At 70.1% G+C, this 17997-nt stretch carries 15 protein-coding genes and 1 pseudogene; 7 read left to right on the top strand and 9 right to left on the bottom strand.

Features of this window, described 5'->3' with window-relative positions:
• The first annotated feature begins 12 nt into the window (after window positions 1-12).
• The 6 genes and pseudogenes from C8250_RS03760 to C8250_RS44720 all read left to right on the top strand — a co-directional run.
• Window positions 13-1623 (top strand): extracellular solute-binding protein, encoded by a 1611-nt coding sequence (locus C8250_RS03760; protein ID WP_138354665.1) that lies wholly within the window; start codon window positions 13-15, stop codon window positions 1621-1623.
• The gene (locus tag C8250_RS03765; RefSeq protein ID WP_138354571.1) at window positions 1620-2651 is read left to right on the top strand and encodes an ABC transporter permease subunit; all 1032 of its coding nucleotides are present in this window, start codon (window positions 1620-1622) and stop codon (window positions 2649-2651) included. The genes C8250_RS03760 and C8250_RS03765 overlap by 4 nt, the downstream gene beginning before the upstream one ends.
• Complete coding sequence (locus tag C8250_RS03770; RefSeq protein WP_138354570.1) at window positions 2648-3601, top strand: carbohydrate ABC transporter permease; 954 nt, start codon at window positions 2648-2650, stop codon at window positions 3599-3601. The genes C8250_RS03765 and C8250_RS03770 overlap by 4 nt, the downstream gene beginning before the upstream one ends.
• Before the next feature lie 50 nt (window positions 3602-3651).
• Window positions 3652-5826 (top strand): sialidase family protein, encoded by a 2175-nt coding sequence (locus C8250_RS03775; RefSeq protein ID WP_138354569.1) that lies wholly within the window; start codon window positions 3652-3654, stop codon window positions 5824-5826.
• Window positions 5827-5851: 25 nt separating this feature from the next.
• Window positions 5852-7849 (top strand): beta-galactosidase, encoded by a 1998-nt coding sequence (locus tag C8250_RS03780; RefSeq protein WP_138354568.1) that lies wholly within the window; start codon window positions 5852-5854, stop codon window positions 7847-7849.
• An 89-nt stretch (window positions 7850-7938) separates the two neighbouring features.
• Window positions 7939-8520 (top strand): annotated as a pseudogene (locus C8250_RS44720) (glycoside hydrolase N-terminal domain-containing protein); the annotation flags it as partial.
• A 603-nt stretch (window positions 8521-9123) separates the two neighbouring features.
• Here C8250_RS44720 and C8250_RS44725 read toward each other — a convergent pair.
• Window positions 9124-10014, bottom strand: a complete 891-nt coding sequence (locus tag C8250_RS44725; RefSeq protein WP_346268718.1) for a hypothetical protein — start codon at window positions 10012-10014, stop codon at window positions 9124-9126.
• Between the two features lie 94 nt (window positions 10015-10108).
• On the opposite strand from C8250_RS44725, the gene C8250_RS03790 reads away from it, so the two are divergent.
• A complete protein-coding gene (locus C8250_RS03790; RefSeq protein WP_138351596.1) occupies window positions 10109-10822 on the top strand; it encodes a hypothetical protein in 714 nt (237 codons plus the stop codon).
• Window positions 10823-10884: 62 nt separating this feature from the next.
• Here C8250_RS03790 and C8250_RS03795 read toward each other — a convergent pair whose 3' ends face one another.
• From C8250_RS03795 to C8250_RS03830, 8 genes are all read right to left on the bottom strand, one after another.
• The gene (locus C8250_RS03795) at window positions 10885-11259 is read right to left on the bottom strand and encodes a hypothetical protein (RefSeq protein WP_138351595.1); all 375 of its coding nucleotides are present in this window, start codon (window positions 11257-11259) and stop codon (window positions 10885-10887) included.
• A gap of 66 nt (window positions 11260-11325) precedes the next feature.
• Window positions 11326-11760 carry a roadblock/LC7 domain-containing protein gene (locus C8250_RS03800; protein WP_138351594.1) on the bottom strand — a complete coding sequence of 145 codons (435 nt, stop codon included), beginning with the start codon at window positions 11758-11760 and terminating at the stop codon, window positions 11326-11328.
• 37 nt (window positions 11761-11797) lie between these two features.
• Window positions 11798-12562, bottom strand: a complete 765-nt coding sequence (locus C8250_RS03805) for a transcriptional regulator (RefSeq protein WP_138351593.1) — start codon at window positions 12560-12562, stop codon at window positions 11798-11800.
• On the bottom strand, window positions 12559-12963 hold the full coding sequence (locus C8250_RS03810; protein ID WP_138351592.1) for a hypothetical protein: 405 nt from the start codon (window positions 12961-12963) through the stop codon (window positions 12559-12561). The genes C8250_RS03805 and C8250_RS03810 overlap by 4 nt, the downstream gene beginning before the upstream one ends.
• 211 nt (window positions 12964-13174) lie before the next feature.
• Entirely contained in the window at window positions 13175-14479 is a 1305-nt protein-coding gene (locus C8250_RS03815) for a pectate lyase (RefSeq protein WP_138351591.1), read from the bottom strand.
• Between the two features lie 105 nt (window positions 14480-14584).
• Window positions 14585-15925: a sugar ABC transporter substrate-binding protein gene (locus C8250_RS03820; RefSeq protein WP_138351590.1), complete on the bottom strand. Its 1341-nt coding sequence runs from the start codon at window positions 15923-15925 to the stop codon at window positions 14585-14587.
• 23 nt (window positions 15926-15948) lie between these two features.
• Entirely contained in the window at window positions 15949-16839 is an 891-nt protein-coding gene (locus C8250_RS03825; protein ID WP_138351589.1) for a PmoA family protein, read from the bottom strand.
• Window positions 16839-17996, bottom strand: a complete 1158-nt coding sequence (locus tag C8250_RS03830) for a Gfo/Idh/MocA family oxidoreductase (RefSeq protein ID WP_138351635.1) — start codon at window positions 17994-17996, stop codon at window positions 16839-16841. Before C8250_RS03830 ends, C8250_RS03825 begins: the two co-directional genes overlap by 1 nt.
• Between the last annotated feature and the right edge of the window lies 1 nt (window position 17997).

Genomic DNA, 17997 nt, shown 5'->3' on the forward strand with positions numbered 1-17997 from the left:
CTCACCGGCGCGATAGCCGTAGCCGCGATCACCGCGGGCGGCCCCCTGTTCACCGCGTGCTCGTCCTCGAAGAGCACGAGCAACAAGGGAAGCGTCGCCACCGGCGACGCGCTGAAGAAGGTGCTGCCCGCCTACATACCCTCGACGCTGGTCGCCCCGGACATCCCCGGCGTGAACGGCTCGAGCCCCGGCTTCACCAAGCTCCCCGACCCGCTGGTCGTCTCGGTCAAGGCCAAACCCGGCAAGGGAAGCACCTTCAAGGCGATGACCCCGATCTGGGGGACCGTCCCGAAGAAGGACAACGCCTACTACAAGGCGGTCGACGAAGCGCTCGGAGCCACGGTGGAGTTCGACCCGCTGGACGGCACCACCTACCAGGAGAAGATCGGCGCGGTGCTCGCGTCGAGCGGCATCCCCGACCTGGTCACCATCCCCGGCTGGAACATGCAGGGCCAGATCCGCAACGCCATCGAGAACAGGTTCGCCGATCTGGGCCCGTACCTGTCCGGTGACGCCGTCAAGAAGTACCCGAACCTCGCGGCCATCCCCACCGGCGCCTGGCAGATGGCGGTCTTCGGCGGCAAACTGCGCGGCCTGCCCAACTCCGGCGGCGTGCTCGGCAACGCGATCTTCTACCGCAAGGACCTCGTCGACGCCGCCGGCGTGGCGCTGCCGAAGACGGCGGACGAGATCGTCTCCTTCGGCAAGTCGGTCACCGACGCGAAGAACAAGCGGTGGGCCTTCGACGACCTGTGGACATGCATCCAGAAGCTCTACGGCGTCCTCCCGGACGCGCCGCACTACTGGCAGCTCAAGGACGGCAAGCTCGTCCACAAGATAGAGACCCAGGAGTACCGCGAAGCGCTCGCCTTCGCCCGCAAGCTCCACGACCAGAAACTGGTCCACCCCGACGCCGACGCGGGCAAGGACGGCGACGCGAAGATCCGCTTCACCTCCGGCCAGACCGTCATGTACCAGGACGGCACCGGCGGCTGGTACGGCATGGTCTCGGAACAGTCCAAGCAGAACCCGAAGTTCGACATGCAGGCGCTGGACTACTTCGCGGCCGACGGCGGTACCCCGCTGCTGTGGCAGGACGACCAGGCCGGGATCTTCAGCTTCCTCAACAGGAACCTCCCCAAGGAGAAGATCGAGGAACTGCTCGCGATAGCCGACTACGCGGCCGCCCCGTTCGGCTCGAAGGAGTTCCAGCTCGTCAACTACGGCGTCGAGGGCACGCACTACCACCTCAAGGACGGCGCCCCGGCCTTCACCGACCAGGGCGTCCAGGAGGCCCAGCCCGCCACGCTCTACTTCCTCGCCGCCCCGCCGCCCTCCATCGCGCACCCCGACCAGCCGCAGATGGTCAAGGACTACGCGGGCTGGATGGCACGCCAGGCACCCCATCTGAAGAAGCCGATGTTCTACGGCATGCAGGTCGTCGAACCCACCCGCTACGCCTCCCTCTACACGGGCTTCGACGACCTGCAGAAGGACATCCGGCGCGGCCGCAAGCCCGTCAGCGCCGTCGAGGACGCCGTCAGCACCTGGAAGAAGAGCGGCGGCGAGCAGTTGCGCGCCTTCTACCAGGACATCCTCGACAAGAACGGCAGCGGGGCGTGAGGACGAGGGTCCGTGTCGCCGCGGGGCTGCCCCGGCACCCCGGCACCGACGGCACGGCCCGGCAGGAGCACGCCGCCCCGGCGGCGGCTCCGACGCCGAAGCCGCCCGCCCCCGGCATCACCCGCCGGCAGCGCTTCCGGCGCGACCGCACCCTGCTGCTGATGACGGTGCCGGCCGTCGTCCTGCTGCTGATCTTCAACTACGTGCCGCTGCTCGGCAACGTGGTGGCGTTCCAGGAGTACGACGTCTACGGCGCCGGCATCACCGGCAGCCCCTTCGTCGGCTTCGAGAACTTCCAGCGGCTCTTCGAGGACTACCGCTTCTGGGAGGTGATCGGCAACACCCTCAGCATCACCTTCACCCAGCTGATCCTCTTCTTCCCGATCCCCATCGCGCTGGCCCTGCTGCTTAACAGCGTCTTCAACGACCGCGTCCGCGCCTGGGTTCAGGGGATCGTGTACCTGCCGCACTTCTTCTCCTGGGTGCTGGTCATCACCGTCTTCCAGCAGATGTTCGGCGGCGCCGGACTCATCGCCCAGCACCTGCGGCAGCACGGCGTGGACGGCTTCGACCTGATGACGAACCCGGGGCTGTTCAAGTTCCTCGTGACCTGGCAGGCGGTCTGGAAGGACGCGGGCTGGGGCGTGATCGTCTTCCTCGCCGCGCTGAGCGCCGTCAACCCGGACCTGTACGAGGCCGCCGCCGTCGACGGCGCCAACCGCTGGCGCCGCATGTGGCACATCACGCTGCCCGCGCTGCGCCCGGTGATCGCACTGCTGCTGGTGCTGCGCGTCGGCGACTCGCTCAACGCGGGCTTCGAGCAGATCCTCCTCCAGCGGGACGCGGTCGGACCCGGTGCCTCGGAGATCCTCGACACCTACGTCTGGTGGACGGGCATCAAGACCGGCGACTTCGGCTACGCGGCCGCCGCCGGAATCTTCAAGGGCGTGTTCAGCGTGCTCCTCGTGCTGCTCGCCAACCGGGCCGCCCACTTGCTGGGCGAGCAGGGGGTGTACTCCAAGAAATGACCGCCATACTCACCGACCCGGACAGCCGGGGCGCCACGCCCCTGGAGAAGATCGACAGGACCGGCGGACGACCGGTGTGGGAGGAGCAACCCAGCGCGATCGGCCAGGGGATCAAGGGGCTCTCCCTCGTCGTCGTCTGCCTGTCCATCCTGGCGCCGCTGTGGGTGGTGGTCGTCACCAGCCTGTCCGACAGCAGGAACATCACCGAGGCCGGCGGCCTGGTGCTCTGGCCCAAGACGATCACCTTCCGGTCGTACACCGAACTGCTGAGCGGCGGGATCGTCACCCGCGCCGCCCTGGTCAGCATCGTGGTCACGCTGGTCGGCACGGCGTTCAGCATGGCGGTCTCCATCCTGTGCGCCTACGGGCTGTCCCGTACCGGCTCCTTCGCCCACCGCCCGATCCTGATGACGCTGATGCTGACCATGTTCTTCGGCGCCGGACTGATCCCCACCTACCTGCTGGTGACCGGTATCGGACTCCAGGACAGCTACTGGTCGATGATCCTGCCCAGCGCGATCAGCGTCTTCAACATCCTGGTCCTACGCTCCTTCTTCATGGGCGTGGCACCGGAACTCATCGACAGCGCCCGCATCGACGGGGCCGGCGAGTGGCGGATCCTGTTCCGGATCATCATGCCGCTGTCCCGAGCGGTGATCGCCGTCGTCTCGCTCTTCTACGCGGTCGGCTACTGGAGCCAGTGGTTCAACGCCAGCATCTACATCAACGACAGCGAGAAGTACCCGTTGCAGATGATCCTGCGGCAGATCGTGCTGAAGCAGGAAGTCCCGCCCGGCGCCATGGGACAGGCGGTCAGCAGCGGCGCGATCTCCAGCCTGTCGGTGCAGATGGCGGTGATGGTACTGGCGCTGGTGCCCGTCGCCGTGCTCTCGCCGTTCGTCCAGAAGCACTTCCACAAGGGCATGCTCATCGGCGCCGTCAAGGGCTGACGCCCCGTCCGACCCTCCGCTCACTCCCCCAGCACAGTGAGGTCTTCGTCATGCCCCTGCCCAGCCGACGCGGTGTGCTGCTCGGATCGGTCGCCGGTGCGGCCGCCGCCGCCCTGCCCGCGGTCCCGGCCCGTGCCGCGCAGCCCGACACACACCCGGCACGGCCCCACCGCTGGCGCACCGTGGCCATCGGCGGCGCCGGCTTCGTGACCGGCGTGCTGTTCCACCCGGCCGTGCGCGGCCTCGCCTACGCCCGCACCGACATCGGCGGCGCCTACCGGTGGGAGGAGCGCACCGCGCGGTGGACCGCGCTGAACGACTCGCTGGGCTGGGACGACTGGAACCTCCTCGGCGTCGAAGCGATGGCCGTCGACCCGTCGCACCCCGACCGCCTGTACCTGGCGGTCGGTACCTATGCGCAGTCATGGGCCTCCCCCGGCGCCGTACTGCGGTCCGACGACCGGGGCGCCACCTGGTCGCGCACGGATCTCACGGTGCGGCTCGGCGCCAACGAGGACGGGCGGGGAACGGGCGAACGCCTCCTCGTCGACCCGCGGAACAGCAGTGTGCTGTGGCTGGGGACCCGGCACGACGGACTGTGGAAGTCGTCCGACCGCGGCGCGAGCTGGGCCCGCGCCGAAGCCTTCCCCGGCGCGCCCTCCGCCACCGGGCAGGGCGTCACCTTCCTCGCCGCGGCCGGACGCGTCCTCTACGCGGGCTGGGGCGACGGAGGCAGCGCGCTGTACCGGACGACCGACGGCATGACCTGGGAAGCCGTACCCGGTCAGCCCACCGGGGCCAACGTCCGTACCCCACAGCGCGCTGTCCACTCCTGCGGCATTCTGTACGTCACCTACGCCGACGCTCCCGGGCCCAACGGCATGGCCGACGGCTCGGTGTGGAGGCTCGACACCGCCGCGGGCACCTGGCGCGACATCACTCCGGTGCAGCCCGCCGAGGGAGACCGGTTCGGCTATGCGGGCCTGGCCGCCGACGCCCGCCGCCCCGGCACGGTGATCGCTTCCACCAACAACCGCTGGGGTTCGGTCGACACCCTGTTCCGCACCACCGACGGCGGTCTGACCTGGACTTCGCTCAAGGACACCGCCGTCCTCGACGTAACCGGAACACCGTATCTCCGGTGGGGCGAGGCCGCGCCGAAGTTCGGCTGGTGGATCCAGACCGTCGGCATCGACCCGCACGACTCCCGCCACGTCGTCTACGGCACCGGCGCCACCGTGTTCGGCACCCGCGACCTGGTCCATTGGGCCCCGCAGATCCGCGGGCTGGAGGAGACCGCCGTCACCAAGCTCATCTCCCCTCCTACCGGAGCCGCCCACCTGCTGTCCGCTCTCGGCGACATCGGCGGCTTCTACCACGACTCCCTCGACTTCTCCCCCGCCGCCGGCATGTACACCGGCCCCGTCTTCGGCTCAACCACCGGCCTGGACCAGGCGGCGCTCAAGCCCTCGTACGTGGTCCGCACCGGCTGGTCGTCGACCCGGAACGGCGCCTACTCCGAGGACGGCGGCCGCAGTTGGACGCCTTTCGCCGCCCAGCCCGAGCAGGCCGCGAGCGCGCCCGGCCCCGTCTGCGTCAGCGCCGACGGCCGCACGCTGCTGTGGTCGCTGATCCACTGGAGCGGCACCACCTATCCGACGCAGCGTTCCACCGACGACGGCGCCCACTGGACCGAGGTGGGCACCTTCCCCCAGGGCGCCACCCCGGTGGCCGACCCCGTCGACCCGGCCCGCTGCTACGCCTACGACACCGGCTCCGGGACGCTGTTCGTCTCCACGGACGCCAGCGCGGTCTTCACAGCCGCCGCCACCGGACTGCCCGCCGGCGACACCCAGTACCGCATCGGCGCCGCTCCCGGACGCTGCGGCGATCTGTGGCTGTCGGCCAAGGACAGCGGTCTGCTGCGGTCCACCGACGGCGGCGCCACCTTCGTGCGCGTCCCGGGCGTGGAGGCCTCCTACACCCTCGGATTCGGCAGGTCCCTCACCCCGCGGGGATATCCGGCGCTCTTCCACGTCGCCCGGATCAACGGGGTCACGGGTGTCTTCCGCTCCGACGACGCGGGCGCCAGCTGGCTGCGGATCAACGATGACGCCCACCAGTGGGGCTGGACCGGACAGACGATCACCGGCGACCCCCGTATCCACGGCCGTGTCTACCTCGGCACCAACGGCCGCGGCATCCAGTACGCAGACGCCCTCTGACCTCCCGACGAAGCGAGTGTCCTCCATGCCCGATCTGAACGACGCCGCCCGCGGCCGGATCCTGTTCGGCGGCGACTACAACCCCGAGCAATGGCCCGAAGAGGTGTGGCAGGAGGACGTCCGCCTGATGCGTGACGCGGGGGTCAACACCGCGACCGTCGGGGTCTTCTCCTGGGCGCGACTCGAACCCCGCCCGGGAGCACGCGACTTCAGCTGGCTCGACCGCGTGCTGGACCTGCTGGACGCGAACGGCATCGGCGCGGTGCTGGCCACCCCCACCGCCTCGCCGCCGCCCTGGATGGGTGCCCGTCACCCCGAGACGCTGCCCCGCTCCGAGGACGGCTCGGTGATCTGGTACGGGTCGCGCAACCAGTTCTGCGCGAGCTCGCCCGTCTACCGCGACTGCGCCCGCCGGATCACCGAGGACCTCGCCGAGCGCTACCGCGATCACCCGGCACTGCGGATGTGGCACATCAACAACGAGTACTGCACCAGTTGCTGGTGCGACGAGACCGCCCGCCACTTCCGCCGCTGGCTGAGCGCGCGTTACGGATCGCTGGAAGCCCTCAACGAAGCCTGGGGCACCGCCTTCTGGAGCCAGCGCTATGACTCCTGGGAGGAGATCGTCCCGCCGCGCAAGGTCCAGTACATCGTCAACCCGACCCAGGGCCTGGACTTCCGCCGCTTCACCTCCGACGCGCTGCTGGAGTGCTTCACCGCAGAACGGGACATCGTCGCCCGGCACAGCCCCGGGGTACCGGTCACCACCAATTTCATGCCGATGTGGATCGGCCAGGACGGCTGGACCTGGGCGAGCCGCGAGGACGTCGTCTCGGTCGACATCTACCCGGATCCCAAGGACCCGCACGGCGGTGCGTACGGCGCGATGGTCCAGGACCTGACCCGCTCGCAGGCCGACGGCCCGTGGATGCTCATGGAACAGGCGGCGGGCCCGGTCAACTGGCGGGGGGTAAACCACCCCAAACCGCCCGGCCTGATGCGGCTGTGGTCGCTGCAGGCCGTCGCGCGCGGCGCCGACGCCGTGTGCTTCTTCCAGTGGCGGCAGTCCCGCCAGGGCAGCGAGAAGTTCCACTCCGGGATGCTCACGCACACCGGTGCGGGCGGCCGCACCTTCCAGGAGGTCAAGGGCCTCGGCGCGGACCTGGTCCGGCTGGCGGCCGCCGTGGGCGGCCGCGTCGAGTCGCAGGCCGCGATCCTGCACGACTGGAACGCCTGGTGGGCCGGCCAGCAGCCCGGCCGCCCCTCCACCCGTCTCGACTACGAGCAGGTCCTGCGCTCCTGGCACCAGGCGCTGTGGGAGAGCGGAATCACCACCGACTTCGCCCACCCCGAGACGGATCTGAGCCACTACCCGCTCCTGCTCGTCCCCCACCTCTACCTGCTCACCGATGCCGCCCTGGACAACCTGGCCGGCTACGTCCGCGGGGGCGGCACCCTGGTCTGCGGCTTCTTCACCGGAGTCGCCGACCAGGACGACCGCATCCGTGCCGGCGGCGTGGACGTCCGGCTGCGCGAACTCCTCGGCCTGGCCGCGGTCCACGAATGGTGGCCGCTCGACGACGGGGAGACGGTCACCCTCGAGGACGCCGCCCTGGGCACCTTCCTCGGCACGCTCTGGTCGGAAGACCTCGAAGTCTCCACCGCGCACCCGGTGGCCGTCCACAAAGGCGGCGTCCTGGACGGCCGCCCCGCCGTGACCCGCCACCCCTACGGAGACGGCACCGCCTGGTACGTGTCGGTCCTCCCCGAACCCGCGGCGCTGCGGGCCCTCCTCACCCGCGCCGCCGACGAGCCCGGTGTAAGGCCCCCACTGCCTGCCCTCCCCACAGCAGTGGAGGCCGTACACCGCGGCGACCTGCTCTTCCTCCTCAACCACGGGCGGCACCCGGCCACGGTGCCCGTCCCGGGCGCCCACACCGACCTGCTCACCGGCCGCGACCTCACGGACGAGATCCACCTCGACCGTTACGGCGTCGCCGTCCTGCGGCGGGCCGGATCGTGACCGCGATCCGCCGGCGCGGCAACTGGGATCCGCTCCCCGCCGCCCGCTGGGAGGACGCCTTCCTCACCGGCAACGGACGGCACGGTGCGATGGTGCACGGCGACCCGGCCGACGAGCAGGTGGTCGTCAACCACCACCTGCTCGTCCGGCCCAACGGCGCCGAGGACCGCCGCGCGCCGCACCTGGCCGACGGACTGGAGCGACTGCGCGACGACATCCTGGCGGGGCGCGCCGCCGAAGCCGTCCACCGCACCGTCGGCGACCGGCCCCTGCAGTGGGTCCGCCCCTTCCACCCCGCCTTCGCCGTCCGCGTCCGGCGACCGCGCACACCAATCACCGGCTACCGCCGCGCGATCGACTACCGCACCGGCACCGTCCGCACCACCTGGACCCAGGACGGCGGCCGCTGGACCGCCGAATGCTTCGTCTCGCGCGCCGACGACGTGATCGTCCATCGCCTCACCCCGCCCCCGTACGGCACGATCACCGCGGAGATCCGCCACGACGTACGGCTGCCCGGAGCCCCTGACGAGCTCCACGTGCAGAGCACCGCCGCCGACTGCGGAGAGCGGGTGGCCGAGGCGCTGATCTCCACCTCCGTGCGCTACCCGCACAGCGACCTCGGGTACTCCGGCTGGACCCGGGTCATCGCTCGCGCGGGCACACTGCGCACGTCGGGCGGCACGACGTCCGCCGAAGGCTGCACGGAGCTCACCCTCCTCACCCGCGTCGCCCCCTGGAGCGCCCCCGGCGCGCCCGCGGCGCGGCGGTCCTTTGAGTCGCTGTTCGCCCGCCACCGGCCCCTCCACCAGGAACCGTACGACCGCGTGGAGCTCGATCTCGACGCCCCGGAGGGGCATCGCGCGCTGCCCGCCTCGACGCTGCTCGCCGATCCCGTGGCACACCGACTCGCGCTGCTGGAGCGGCTGTTCGACGCGGGCCGCCACCATCTGCTGTCCTCCTCGGGCCTGCTGCCGCCCCGCCTCACCGGGATCTGGACCGGTGACTGGGAGACGGCCTGGCAGGGCGCGTTCACCTGCGACGCCAACCTCAATCTGCAGATGTCCTCCGCCGCGGTGGCGGCACTGCCGGAGGTCTCCCTCGCCCTGGCCGCACTCATCCGCTCGCAGCTCGACGACTGGCGCGACAACGCGACCCGCCTCTTCGGCACGCGTGGCATCGTCGCCCCCGCCCACAGCGACGGCCTGTCCGGTCGCGCCTACCACTACTCCGACGCCTATCCGCTGCATCTGTGGACCGCCGGAGCCGACTGGCTACTGCACCCACTCCTGGACCACGCCGCCGTCACCGGCGACCGCTTCTTCGCGCACGAGGTCCTCGCCCCGCTGCTCGCCGAGACCGCCGCGTTCTACGAGGACTTCCTGACCCGCACCGGCCCCGGCGGAGCGCTCGTCCTCGTCCCCTCCTACTCCCCGGAGAACACCCCGGCCGGCGCCGACAGCCCCGTCACGGCCAACGCCACCATGGATATCGCTGCCGCCCGGCACGCTCTGCGAGCCACCGGTGAGCCCGCGCACGCCGCGCTCGCCGACCGGCTGCCGCCCTACCGGACCAACCGTGACGGCGCACTCGCGGAATGGTCCTGGCCGGGCGATCCGGAGCGTGCCCCAGACGCCTACGACCACCGGCACATCAGCCACCTCTACCCCGTGTGGCCGCTCGACGAGATCAACCCGTGCGACACCCCCGAACTGGCCCGGGCGGCACGCCGCGCCCTCGAACTGCGAGGCGCCGAGAACGACTCCGCCCACGGCCACCTGCACACGGCGCTCGTCGCGGCCCGGCTCGGGGACGCACAGCGCGTGGCGGGCGCCCTGCTCTCCGTGCTCGACCAGGACTTCTTCCACGCCGGCCTGATGAGCTCGCATTACCCGGGACGCGCGGTGTACAACGCCGACGCGGCGCACACCCTGCCCTCCGTGCTCATCGAGGCGCTGCTGCACTCGACCCGCGACCGCCTCGTGCTCCTTCCCGCGCTGCCGGTCTTCCTCCCCACCGGCACCCTGCGCGGCATCCGCACCCGCTGCGGCGTCACCGTCACCGAGCTGTCCTGGTCGGTGCCCGCCCGCCGGCTGCGGGTCGTCCTGCGGGCGGCCACCGACCTCACGGTGCGCCTGCAGACCGGAGCCGACGGTAAGCCGCACCCCCACCGTCTCCCCGCCGACCGGGACCTGGTCCTGAACCTCCCCTCGGCGGGGGTTCCCCCACCAACCCCCCACTCAGCAAGGGAGTCCCCCCATGCGCAGAACCGCGCGCCCGTTCCTGAGGACGACGCTACTGACGCCGATCCTGGCGTTCCTCGCCGTCCTCGGCCTGCTCGCCGCGCCCGCCCAGGCCGCCACCTGGTCGTCCTCCGACCAGTGGGCCACCTGGTCCAACGGTGGCTACACCCTCTACAACGACGTCTGGGGCGGCGGAGCCGGCGCCCAGACCATCTGGGCCAACTCGTACAGCAACTGGGGTGTCTGGGCGAACCATCCCAACACCGGCGGCATCAAGTCCTACCCCAACGTCACCAAGTACGTCGGGAAGCCGCTGTCCTCGCTCTCCAGCGTGAAGAGCAGCTTCAACGTCACGGTCCCGAGCACTGGCGCGTACGAGACCGCGTACGACGTGTGGGACTCCGCCAACGCCTACGAGATCATGCTCTGGATGAACAGGACCGGCGCGGTCGGACCCCTCGGGACCTCCCAGGGCAACATAACGCTCGGCGGCCACACCTGGACCGTCTACAAGGGCAGCAACGGCTCCAACGCGGTCTTCTCCTTCGTCCGCACCGGCAACACCGGCTCCGGCACGGTCGACATCCTCGCCATCCTCAACTGGATCAAGAACACCAAGGGTTGGTTCTCCAACATCACCCTCGGCAACGTCCAGTTCGGCTACGAGATCACCTCGTCCTCCGGCGGCCTGAACTTCAACACCAACAGCTACAGCGTCACCTCGTCCTGATGGTCGCCACGCGGCCGAGCCTGCACAGGCTCCGCCGCGTGGCCGGCGGTGCGCAAGCCGCGTCAGACCTCCAGTTCGGCCTCGATCTTCTTGAGTTGATGCCTGGCCATCGCCAGGTTGGCCCGCCCCTTGTCCAGGGCCAGGTAGAGGAAGAGGCCGTTCTTGCCGCGCCCCTTGATCAGCCGGATCAGGTGGTACTGGCCGCCGAGGGTGATGAGGATGTCCTCGATCTCGTCCTTGAGGCCGAGCATCTCCATGGTGCGCACCTTGGCGCGCACCACGTCGGTGTTCCCGGCGGCGGCGACCGTCAGGTCGAGGTCCTTGCCGCCGCCCAGAGTGCCCAGTGCCATGCCGCTGGTGTAGTCGACGAGGGCGACACCCAGCGTGCCCTCGATCGATGTCGTCGCTTCCTTGAGGCAGATCTCGATGTTCGCCATGAGCGGGTACTTCCTTCCGGTCTTTCGGTGGTGTGCGGTAGGTGACGCGTCGGAACGGTGGTGCGGTCAGGTGGTCTCGGGCCGGATCAGCGTGCCGTCGGTCAGTTCGGCGATGCGGGCACTGCACCGGCGGGCCTCCAAATGGAGTCGGCCCACGTTGGCGTCCGTCCCTGCCCATGCGGTCAGAACGACGGAGACGCCCGCCGCATAGGTGGCGACATAGCCCTGCTCACCCCGGACCAGCAGCTCCCGGAACGCGCCCCGGTCGGTCCCGTCCGCCAGGCGGAGGGCGACCGAGAGCACGGCCGCGCTGAGCGCCGCGACGGTCTCGGACTCCGGGGTGGCAAGGTCCTGGGCCAGCACCAGACCGTCGGTACTCGCCGCGAGTACGCCGGTGAGATGCGGAACGCGGGCCCGTAACCTTCGGAGCTCTTCCAGGACATCGGCTTCCGTCGCCATCAGCTGTCTCCTCTCGGCGCGCTGTCTCATTGCGCGTCTCATGACGGCGTTGCCGGTGCCTCATGGGCGGGCCGGAAGATCACAGGGTTGCCTCCAATGCGTCACGCAGTCGGCGCAGCAGGGATATGTCGGGGTCCGCGGACAGGTCCGCGACCCAGGCCGGGATGGGGGAAGGCTCGGCCGCCGCCGCTCTGCGGGGGGTCCGCAGGTGCCCGGCGGCGGCCAGCCGGCGCACGTCGACGAGGGTGTGGAAGGCGGGACGGCCCAGCAGCCGGGCCATCGCGAACGGGGTCCGTATGCCGTCCGCCAGATCGAGGACGGCGCGCTGCCGCCGGGTGACCGCGGGGTTGTCGGCCGCCCGGTCGCGGACGACGGGCGCGCTGTCGACCTCGGGGTGCGGCCAGATCCGGTCCAGCAGCTCCTGCCGCCGCCGGGTCTCACGCTCGACGACTTCGGCGCGCAGCGGGCGCACGGGCCCGAACCAGTGGGTGGCTCCGTAGCGGAAGCGGGTCGGGCCGGTTCTGGGGGCGAGCGCGAAGAACGCGGCGTCGAAGACCGCACCGAGATGGCAGATCTCCAACTCCCCGCTGGTGAGCAGATTGCTCTCGACGAGGCTGCGCCCGACCCGGCACCGTGCCCCTGCCCGGTCGATCGTCTCCTGCCACTCCGCCGAGGAGAGCCGGCGGCGGGCGAGCAGCAGAACGTCGACGCCGGGTGCGGCGGGACTCTCGGCGTGGACGACCTCTCCGTCGAGAAGATAGACCGTGCCCGTCTCCCGCAGCAGGGCACCGGTGGCCCGGTCTCCGGCCATGCGGACGAGCATCGAGGGGTTCAGCGCTCTCATCCGAGCACCAGACGCTCGGCCAGTCCCTGGAGCCGGATCCGGGCAAGGGCGAGATTCCCCTCGTCGCGGTCGAGCCAGAGATGGAAGAACACGCTGCTGTCGAAGGTGGTGTCGACGAAGCGCAGCAGGTGATAGCTGGTGAGGGTCGTGACGATGACGTCCTCGACGGGCGATCCCTTGGCGGCCTCGGCGTCCCCGTGGTTCCCAGCCGTTGCGAAGGCGGTGTGTTCGGCGGCCATCCGGGCCAGTTCGGCCGTCTCGACCGCCGTGGTCTCGTAGTCGTTCGTGGGGGATACACCGAGAGTGCCGAGTGCCAGTCCCGTGGTCCACTCGACGACGGCGGCTCCCCGTGCACCGGGCAGACCCATCGCTTCGAGTAAGCACTCATCGATTCCGGGCACGCGGATTCCCTCTCGGTTCGCGGCAGTTGAGGACCTCAGCCGCACTGCGGTGACCGTGAGACTACGCACGGCGATGCGCCGGATGCGGACGTAAGATGATTTCCCGCGAAAACACGCAGCGTTGGACTATGCTCCGCCCTTGCCAGGTGCATAGTCGGTCGCGGGCGGGCCGGTCGTGTCGGCCCGCCCGGCGATCAAAAGTGCTGTCCCGCTACAGCCGCCCTGCGCCCGCGCCGCAGTCGACGATGTGCGGAACCGCGGTGGGGCTGTCGACGCGGGTGCGCAGGGTGGGAGTCCAGCCCGCGTCACCGGCGATGACCGTGGTGGGGTGGCTGGCGTTGAACGCGCCGAGAAGGTCGGTTTCCTTGCCGTTGACGGCGTTGCGCTCCTCCGTCATCGCGGTGCCCTTCCAGTACGCGATGACCCGGTCGGCGCCGACCGACCCGGGCAGCGTGAACGCGTTGGCCTCCGCGACGAGTTGGGACCGGTAGCCGGCTCCGAGGCTGTAGACGTATTCCTGGCCCGGCGTTACGACGTAGTGGTTGTTGTAGGCGTCGACCTGTCCGAAGCGGACCCGCGGCGCTCGTTCGGTGATGCCCTGGAGAAGGTTGTGGTGAAGGGTCACGCGCAGCTTGCCTTCGTCGGTGGCACCGGCGCTGTCGCTGTTGCCGAAGAGCAGCGTCTTGTCGTGGTCGGTGAAGGCGTTCCAGGAGGCGGTGACGAGGTCGGCGCCTTTGACGATGTCGAGTTCACCGTCGTGCTGCTGGTAGATCCGTCCGAAGTAGAACGGCTGGGCGGCGTCGGGGCGGCGGCCGTCGGTGAACGTGTTGTGGTCGATCCAGACGTGGGTGGCGCCGTAGACGACGAGGTTGTCGTACTCGGAGTTCCAGTTGCCGGTGGCGCCGTCGGTGGGGTCCCACTGGGGGAAGCAGTCGAAGGCGTCCTCGAAGGTGAGATTGCGGACGATGACGTTGTCCGCGTTCTTGATCTGAAGATCGAGGGCGAGCAGCCCGGCGTGGTTGCCGAGGCCCACGATGGTGGTGTTGGAGCCGACCGCGAGCTCGACCCGCGCGGCCTGACGGGCGGCGGAGGCGCCGCGGGCGTCCTCCTGCGCACCGGCGGGCAGGGTGCCGGTGCCCCAGGTGGCCGGGTCGTACGCAGCGAGGTAGGAGTCGAGGGAGTAGCCGTCGGTGGCGTAGTCCGCGCAGGTCAGCGGCTGCCCGGCGTCGTCGGTGTTGCCGTCGATGGTGCCCTTGACCTGGATGATCTTGGGCGTGGCGTCGCCGCCGTGGAGAGCGGCGGCGAGCTGTGCGCGGGTGCTGACGGTGAACGTGTGGGCGGCGTCGGCCACCGCGCCGCCGGTGGTCCCGGTGCCCGAGGACGCCCAGCCGTCCCCTGCGGGCAGTACGGCACGGGCGGGTGACGTGGGGTGGGCGGCCTGCGCGGGCACGGCCAGCGCCAGCGAGGCGCAGCCGATCAGTGCGGCAATTACATGGGCATGACACATTCTTCTCATTGCGGCTCCCGCTGAAAGGAAGTGAACGGGTGGAAGGACCAGGTGCGGTGAAGGGGGTGGGGCCGCTGCGGGGCGGCGGTCGGAGCGTCCGCCCCGCCGCGGACGTCAGCTCTTGTGCTTCTTGTAGTCCGCCTGCGCGGCGTTGAGCTTGTCCGCGAGCTTGTCGGCGAAGTCCTTGGCCGAGGTCTTGCCGAGCAGCAGCTTCTGGAAGTCCGGCTCGGAGTCGGCCTTGGTGATGCTGTTCCAGTCCGGCAGGTAGTAGGGGAACTGCACGATCTTGGTCTTGGGGTCGTTGAGTGAGTCCATCGCGGCTTTGGTCGGCTTGGCGTCAGTGATCCACTTGTCCCCCGCGGTGCCGGTGTTGGCCGGGATTGCGCCCGCCGACTCGTTCCAGAGGCTGTTCATCTCGGCGGAGGCGGCGAACTCGATGAACTTCCAGGCGGCGGCCTTGTTCGTGCCTGACTTGAACAGCCCGAGCCCGTCGACCGGGTTGGACACGACCGTCCGCACCCCGCCGTCGGTGGACGGCGGCAACGGGATGCCGTCGATCCTGTCCTTCCCGAACGCCTTCACATGGTCGGTGTACGAACCGAGGTTGTGCTGCAGCATCCCGATGCTGCCCTGGTCGAACTCGGCGACCATCTTCACGAAGTCGTTGTTGAGATCGGCCTCGGGAGTCGCCTTCTTGTACAGGCCGGCGTACTTCTCCAACGCGGCGATGTTCCTGGGGTCGTTGACCGTGGTCCGGTCGCCGTTCCAGAAGGTGTCGATCCCCGACTGGGCGTACATCATCTCCAGCGCCTGCGCGATCGAGCCCTTCCCACCGCGCAACGTGAAGCCGAACTTGTTGCTCTCGACGTCCGTCAGCTTGTCCGCCGCCGCGTACAGACCAGCCCAGGTGGTGGGCGGCTGCAGGCCGGCGGCGGTGAACAGATCCGTGCGGTACCACAGCGTGCCCTGGTTGGCGGAGGTCGGCACCTCATAGAGCTGCTTGGCATCGCCACCGGCAGCCAGAACGCTGGTGACCATGCCGGTGACGAGCTTGCCCTTCAGAGCGCTGCCGTCGATCCGGTCGGTGAGCGGCTCCAGGGCGTTCTGCGCGACCATGTTGGCCAGATACGCCGTGCCCACGCCGCCCACGTCGGGCAGCCCACCGCCCGCGATGGCGGTGTCGTACTTCTTCTGCACATCGGCGATCGGGATGCCGACGTACTCGACCTTGATGTCCGGGTTCTTCTTCTCGAAAGCGGCGATGATCTGCTTCCAGACGGCGGTGCGCACACCACCATTGTTGTCCCAGAAGACGATCTTCCCCTGGCCCTTGCCCTCGTCACCGGACTTGGTGCCGGAGTCGCCGCACGCGGTGGCGGTGAGTGCGAGGGTGGCGATGAGCGCAGTGGCGGCGATCAGACGGGATCTGCGGTGTGGGTTCGTCGGTTCTGACATGGCGGCTCTTTCGGTTGTGGGATTCAGTCGTGGGCTGCGGTTGTGGAATTCAGGGGGCGGGTTACAGGGAGCTGGGTTTGGAGAGATCGATGCGGGAAGCCGGTCATCGCGCGGGCCAGAGCCGCGGCCTCGTCACGGCCGAGCCGCCCGTCCGCGATACCGGTCACGATGCGCCGGGTGACGGTGGCCGCCGCCGGCATCGTCAGCCGCCCCCGCGCGGCGAGCGAGGAGCCGACGCCGGGGTACTCGTCGGTGCGCACGAACCACGGATCCGGTCCGCTGAACACCAGCGTCCAGTCGTCGCCGGCGAGCGCGAGCCAGTCGGCCGGGCGGCCGTGCACCGCCTCCTCACCGTCCGCATCCGCGCTGAAGACCCGCGGGAGGCGGCCGTTCTTCGGTGCCCGCCAGAAGAAGCCGCCGTATCCCGCGCCGGGCCGGCCGTTGGTGGTCGGGCTGCCGATGCTCAGCGGACGGCCGGTGGTGTTGGTGAGCATGAAGGCGAAGTCGAGTACCCAGGCGGTGTCGTCGATCTGCCGGACGCCGACGGTGCGCCGCTCGTACAGCAGCTCACGATCGTCGGCCGTCCAGGACAGTTCCTCGGCGAAGCCGGCGGCCGTCCGCCGGAGCCAACCGCCATGCCGCTGCACACCGTGGTTGTCCAGCCCGGTGGGTCCCCGGCCGCGGACGAAGGTCCGGCCGCCCCAGAAGTTGCGGCCTTCCACGTCCGGGACCGCGACGCTCACCCCCAGATGGTGACGGTGGTCCTCGGGCATCAGCTCGGTGACCGCCACTCCGCCCAGGGTTCGGACCGGGTGCAGATACGGGCGCGGGGACAACTCCTGTTCCAGTTCGGGCCGGTGGACATAGCGGCCGACGACGCGGCCGCCGCACCGCAGTACGAGGGGAGGTGTCATCAGCAGCGCACCTCCCGGGACTGCTGCGATACGGCCCAGGGCGCGCCGAGTTCCGAGAAGAGCGCGAGCCTCTGCGCGGCGGCTTCGACCAGGCCGTCGACACCCGGGACCACACGCCGCTGGGAGCGCTCCCCCGCAACGGCACGCCACAGGCGGCCGGGGACCGGCACCGGATCGGCGGCGGTACGGATCGCCTCGACGACCTTCATGAAAGCGCCCGTGGCGCGCGGCGGGACGAGCAGTTCCTCGCTGTGCGCGATGTGGGCCAACAGGTTCTCCAGCAGGTCGGTACGCGCGAAGACGCGCTCCTCGGGGCCGCGGGAGGCACGCTGCAGCAGCACTCGGTCCTGCTTATACCAGAAGGTGATGCGGCCCCTTGTGCCGTGCACGGCGATGTACGGTTCGGCGGCGGTCTCGGCGCACAGCGTGGCGGCGACGGTGACCCGGGTGCCGCGCGCGGTCCTGATCCGGACGCAGGAGGTGTCATCGGACTCGATGTCGTTGGCGCGGAAGAGTTCGGTCTCGATCGCGGCCACATCTGTGGCACGATCACTGCCGTCCAGCCGCAGTGCGGTGGCCACGGCGTGCGCCAGCGGGTTGGTGAGCACGCCGTCGACCACGTCGACACCCCGTAGGGTGCGGCGCCCCGACCAGGCGGCACGTGCGAAGTACTGCTCGTCACGCACCCAGTTGCCTGCCGCTCCGATACCCCGTACGCGGCCGATCGCGCCGTCGGCGATCAGTTCGCGCACCGCGGTCACGCCCTGCGAACCGAGCGACTGGAAGCCGACCTGGCAGGCCCTGCCACTCGCTTCGAGACCGGCGACCAGTCGTTCGTACTCGGCGTACGACGGCGTCGGGGGCTTCTCCAGCAGCACGTGCGCGCCATGGGCGGCGGCGGTCAGTGCCAGGTCGGCATGGGTGTGGATCGGTGTGCAGACGATCGCGACGACGGCGCCCGTCCGGTCGATCAGCTCCCCCAGGTCGGCTCCTTGCGCCGGAGTGCCGAGACCGGCCAGCCGGTCCTTCTCCGGCGGCCGCACGTCGCACACCCCGGCCAGCCGTACGGTCCCGGCGGCGGTGAGTCTGCGCAGGTTGTCCAGATGCCAGTGCCCGTGGCCGTGCGCGCCGGCCAGTACGACGGGTATCGCCCGTATG

Source organism: Streptomyces sp. So13.3, assembly GCF_005860785.2.
In the GTDB taxonomy this organism is placed as follows: Bacteria; Actinomycetota; Actinomycetes; order Streptomycetales; family Streptomycetaceae; genus Actinacidiphila; species Actinacidiphila fildesensis.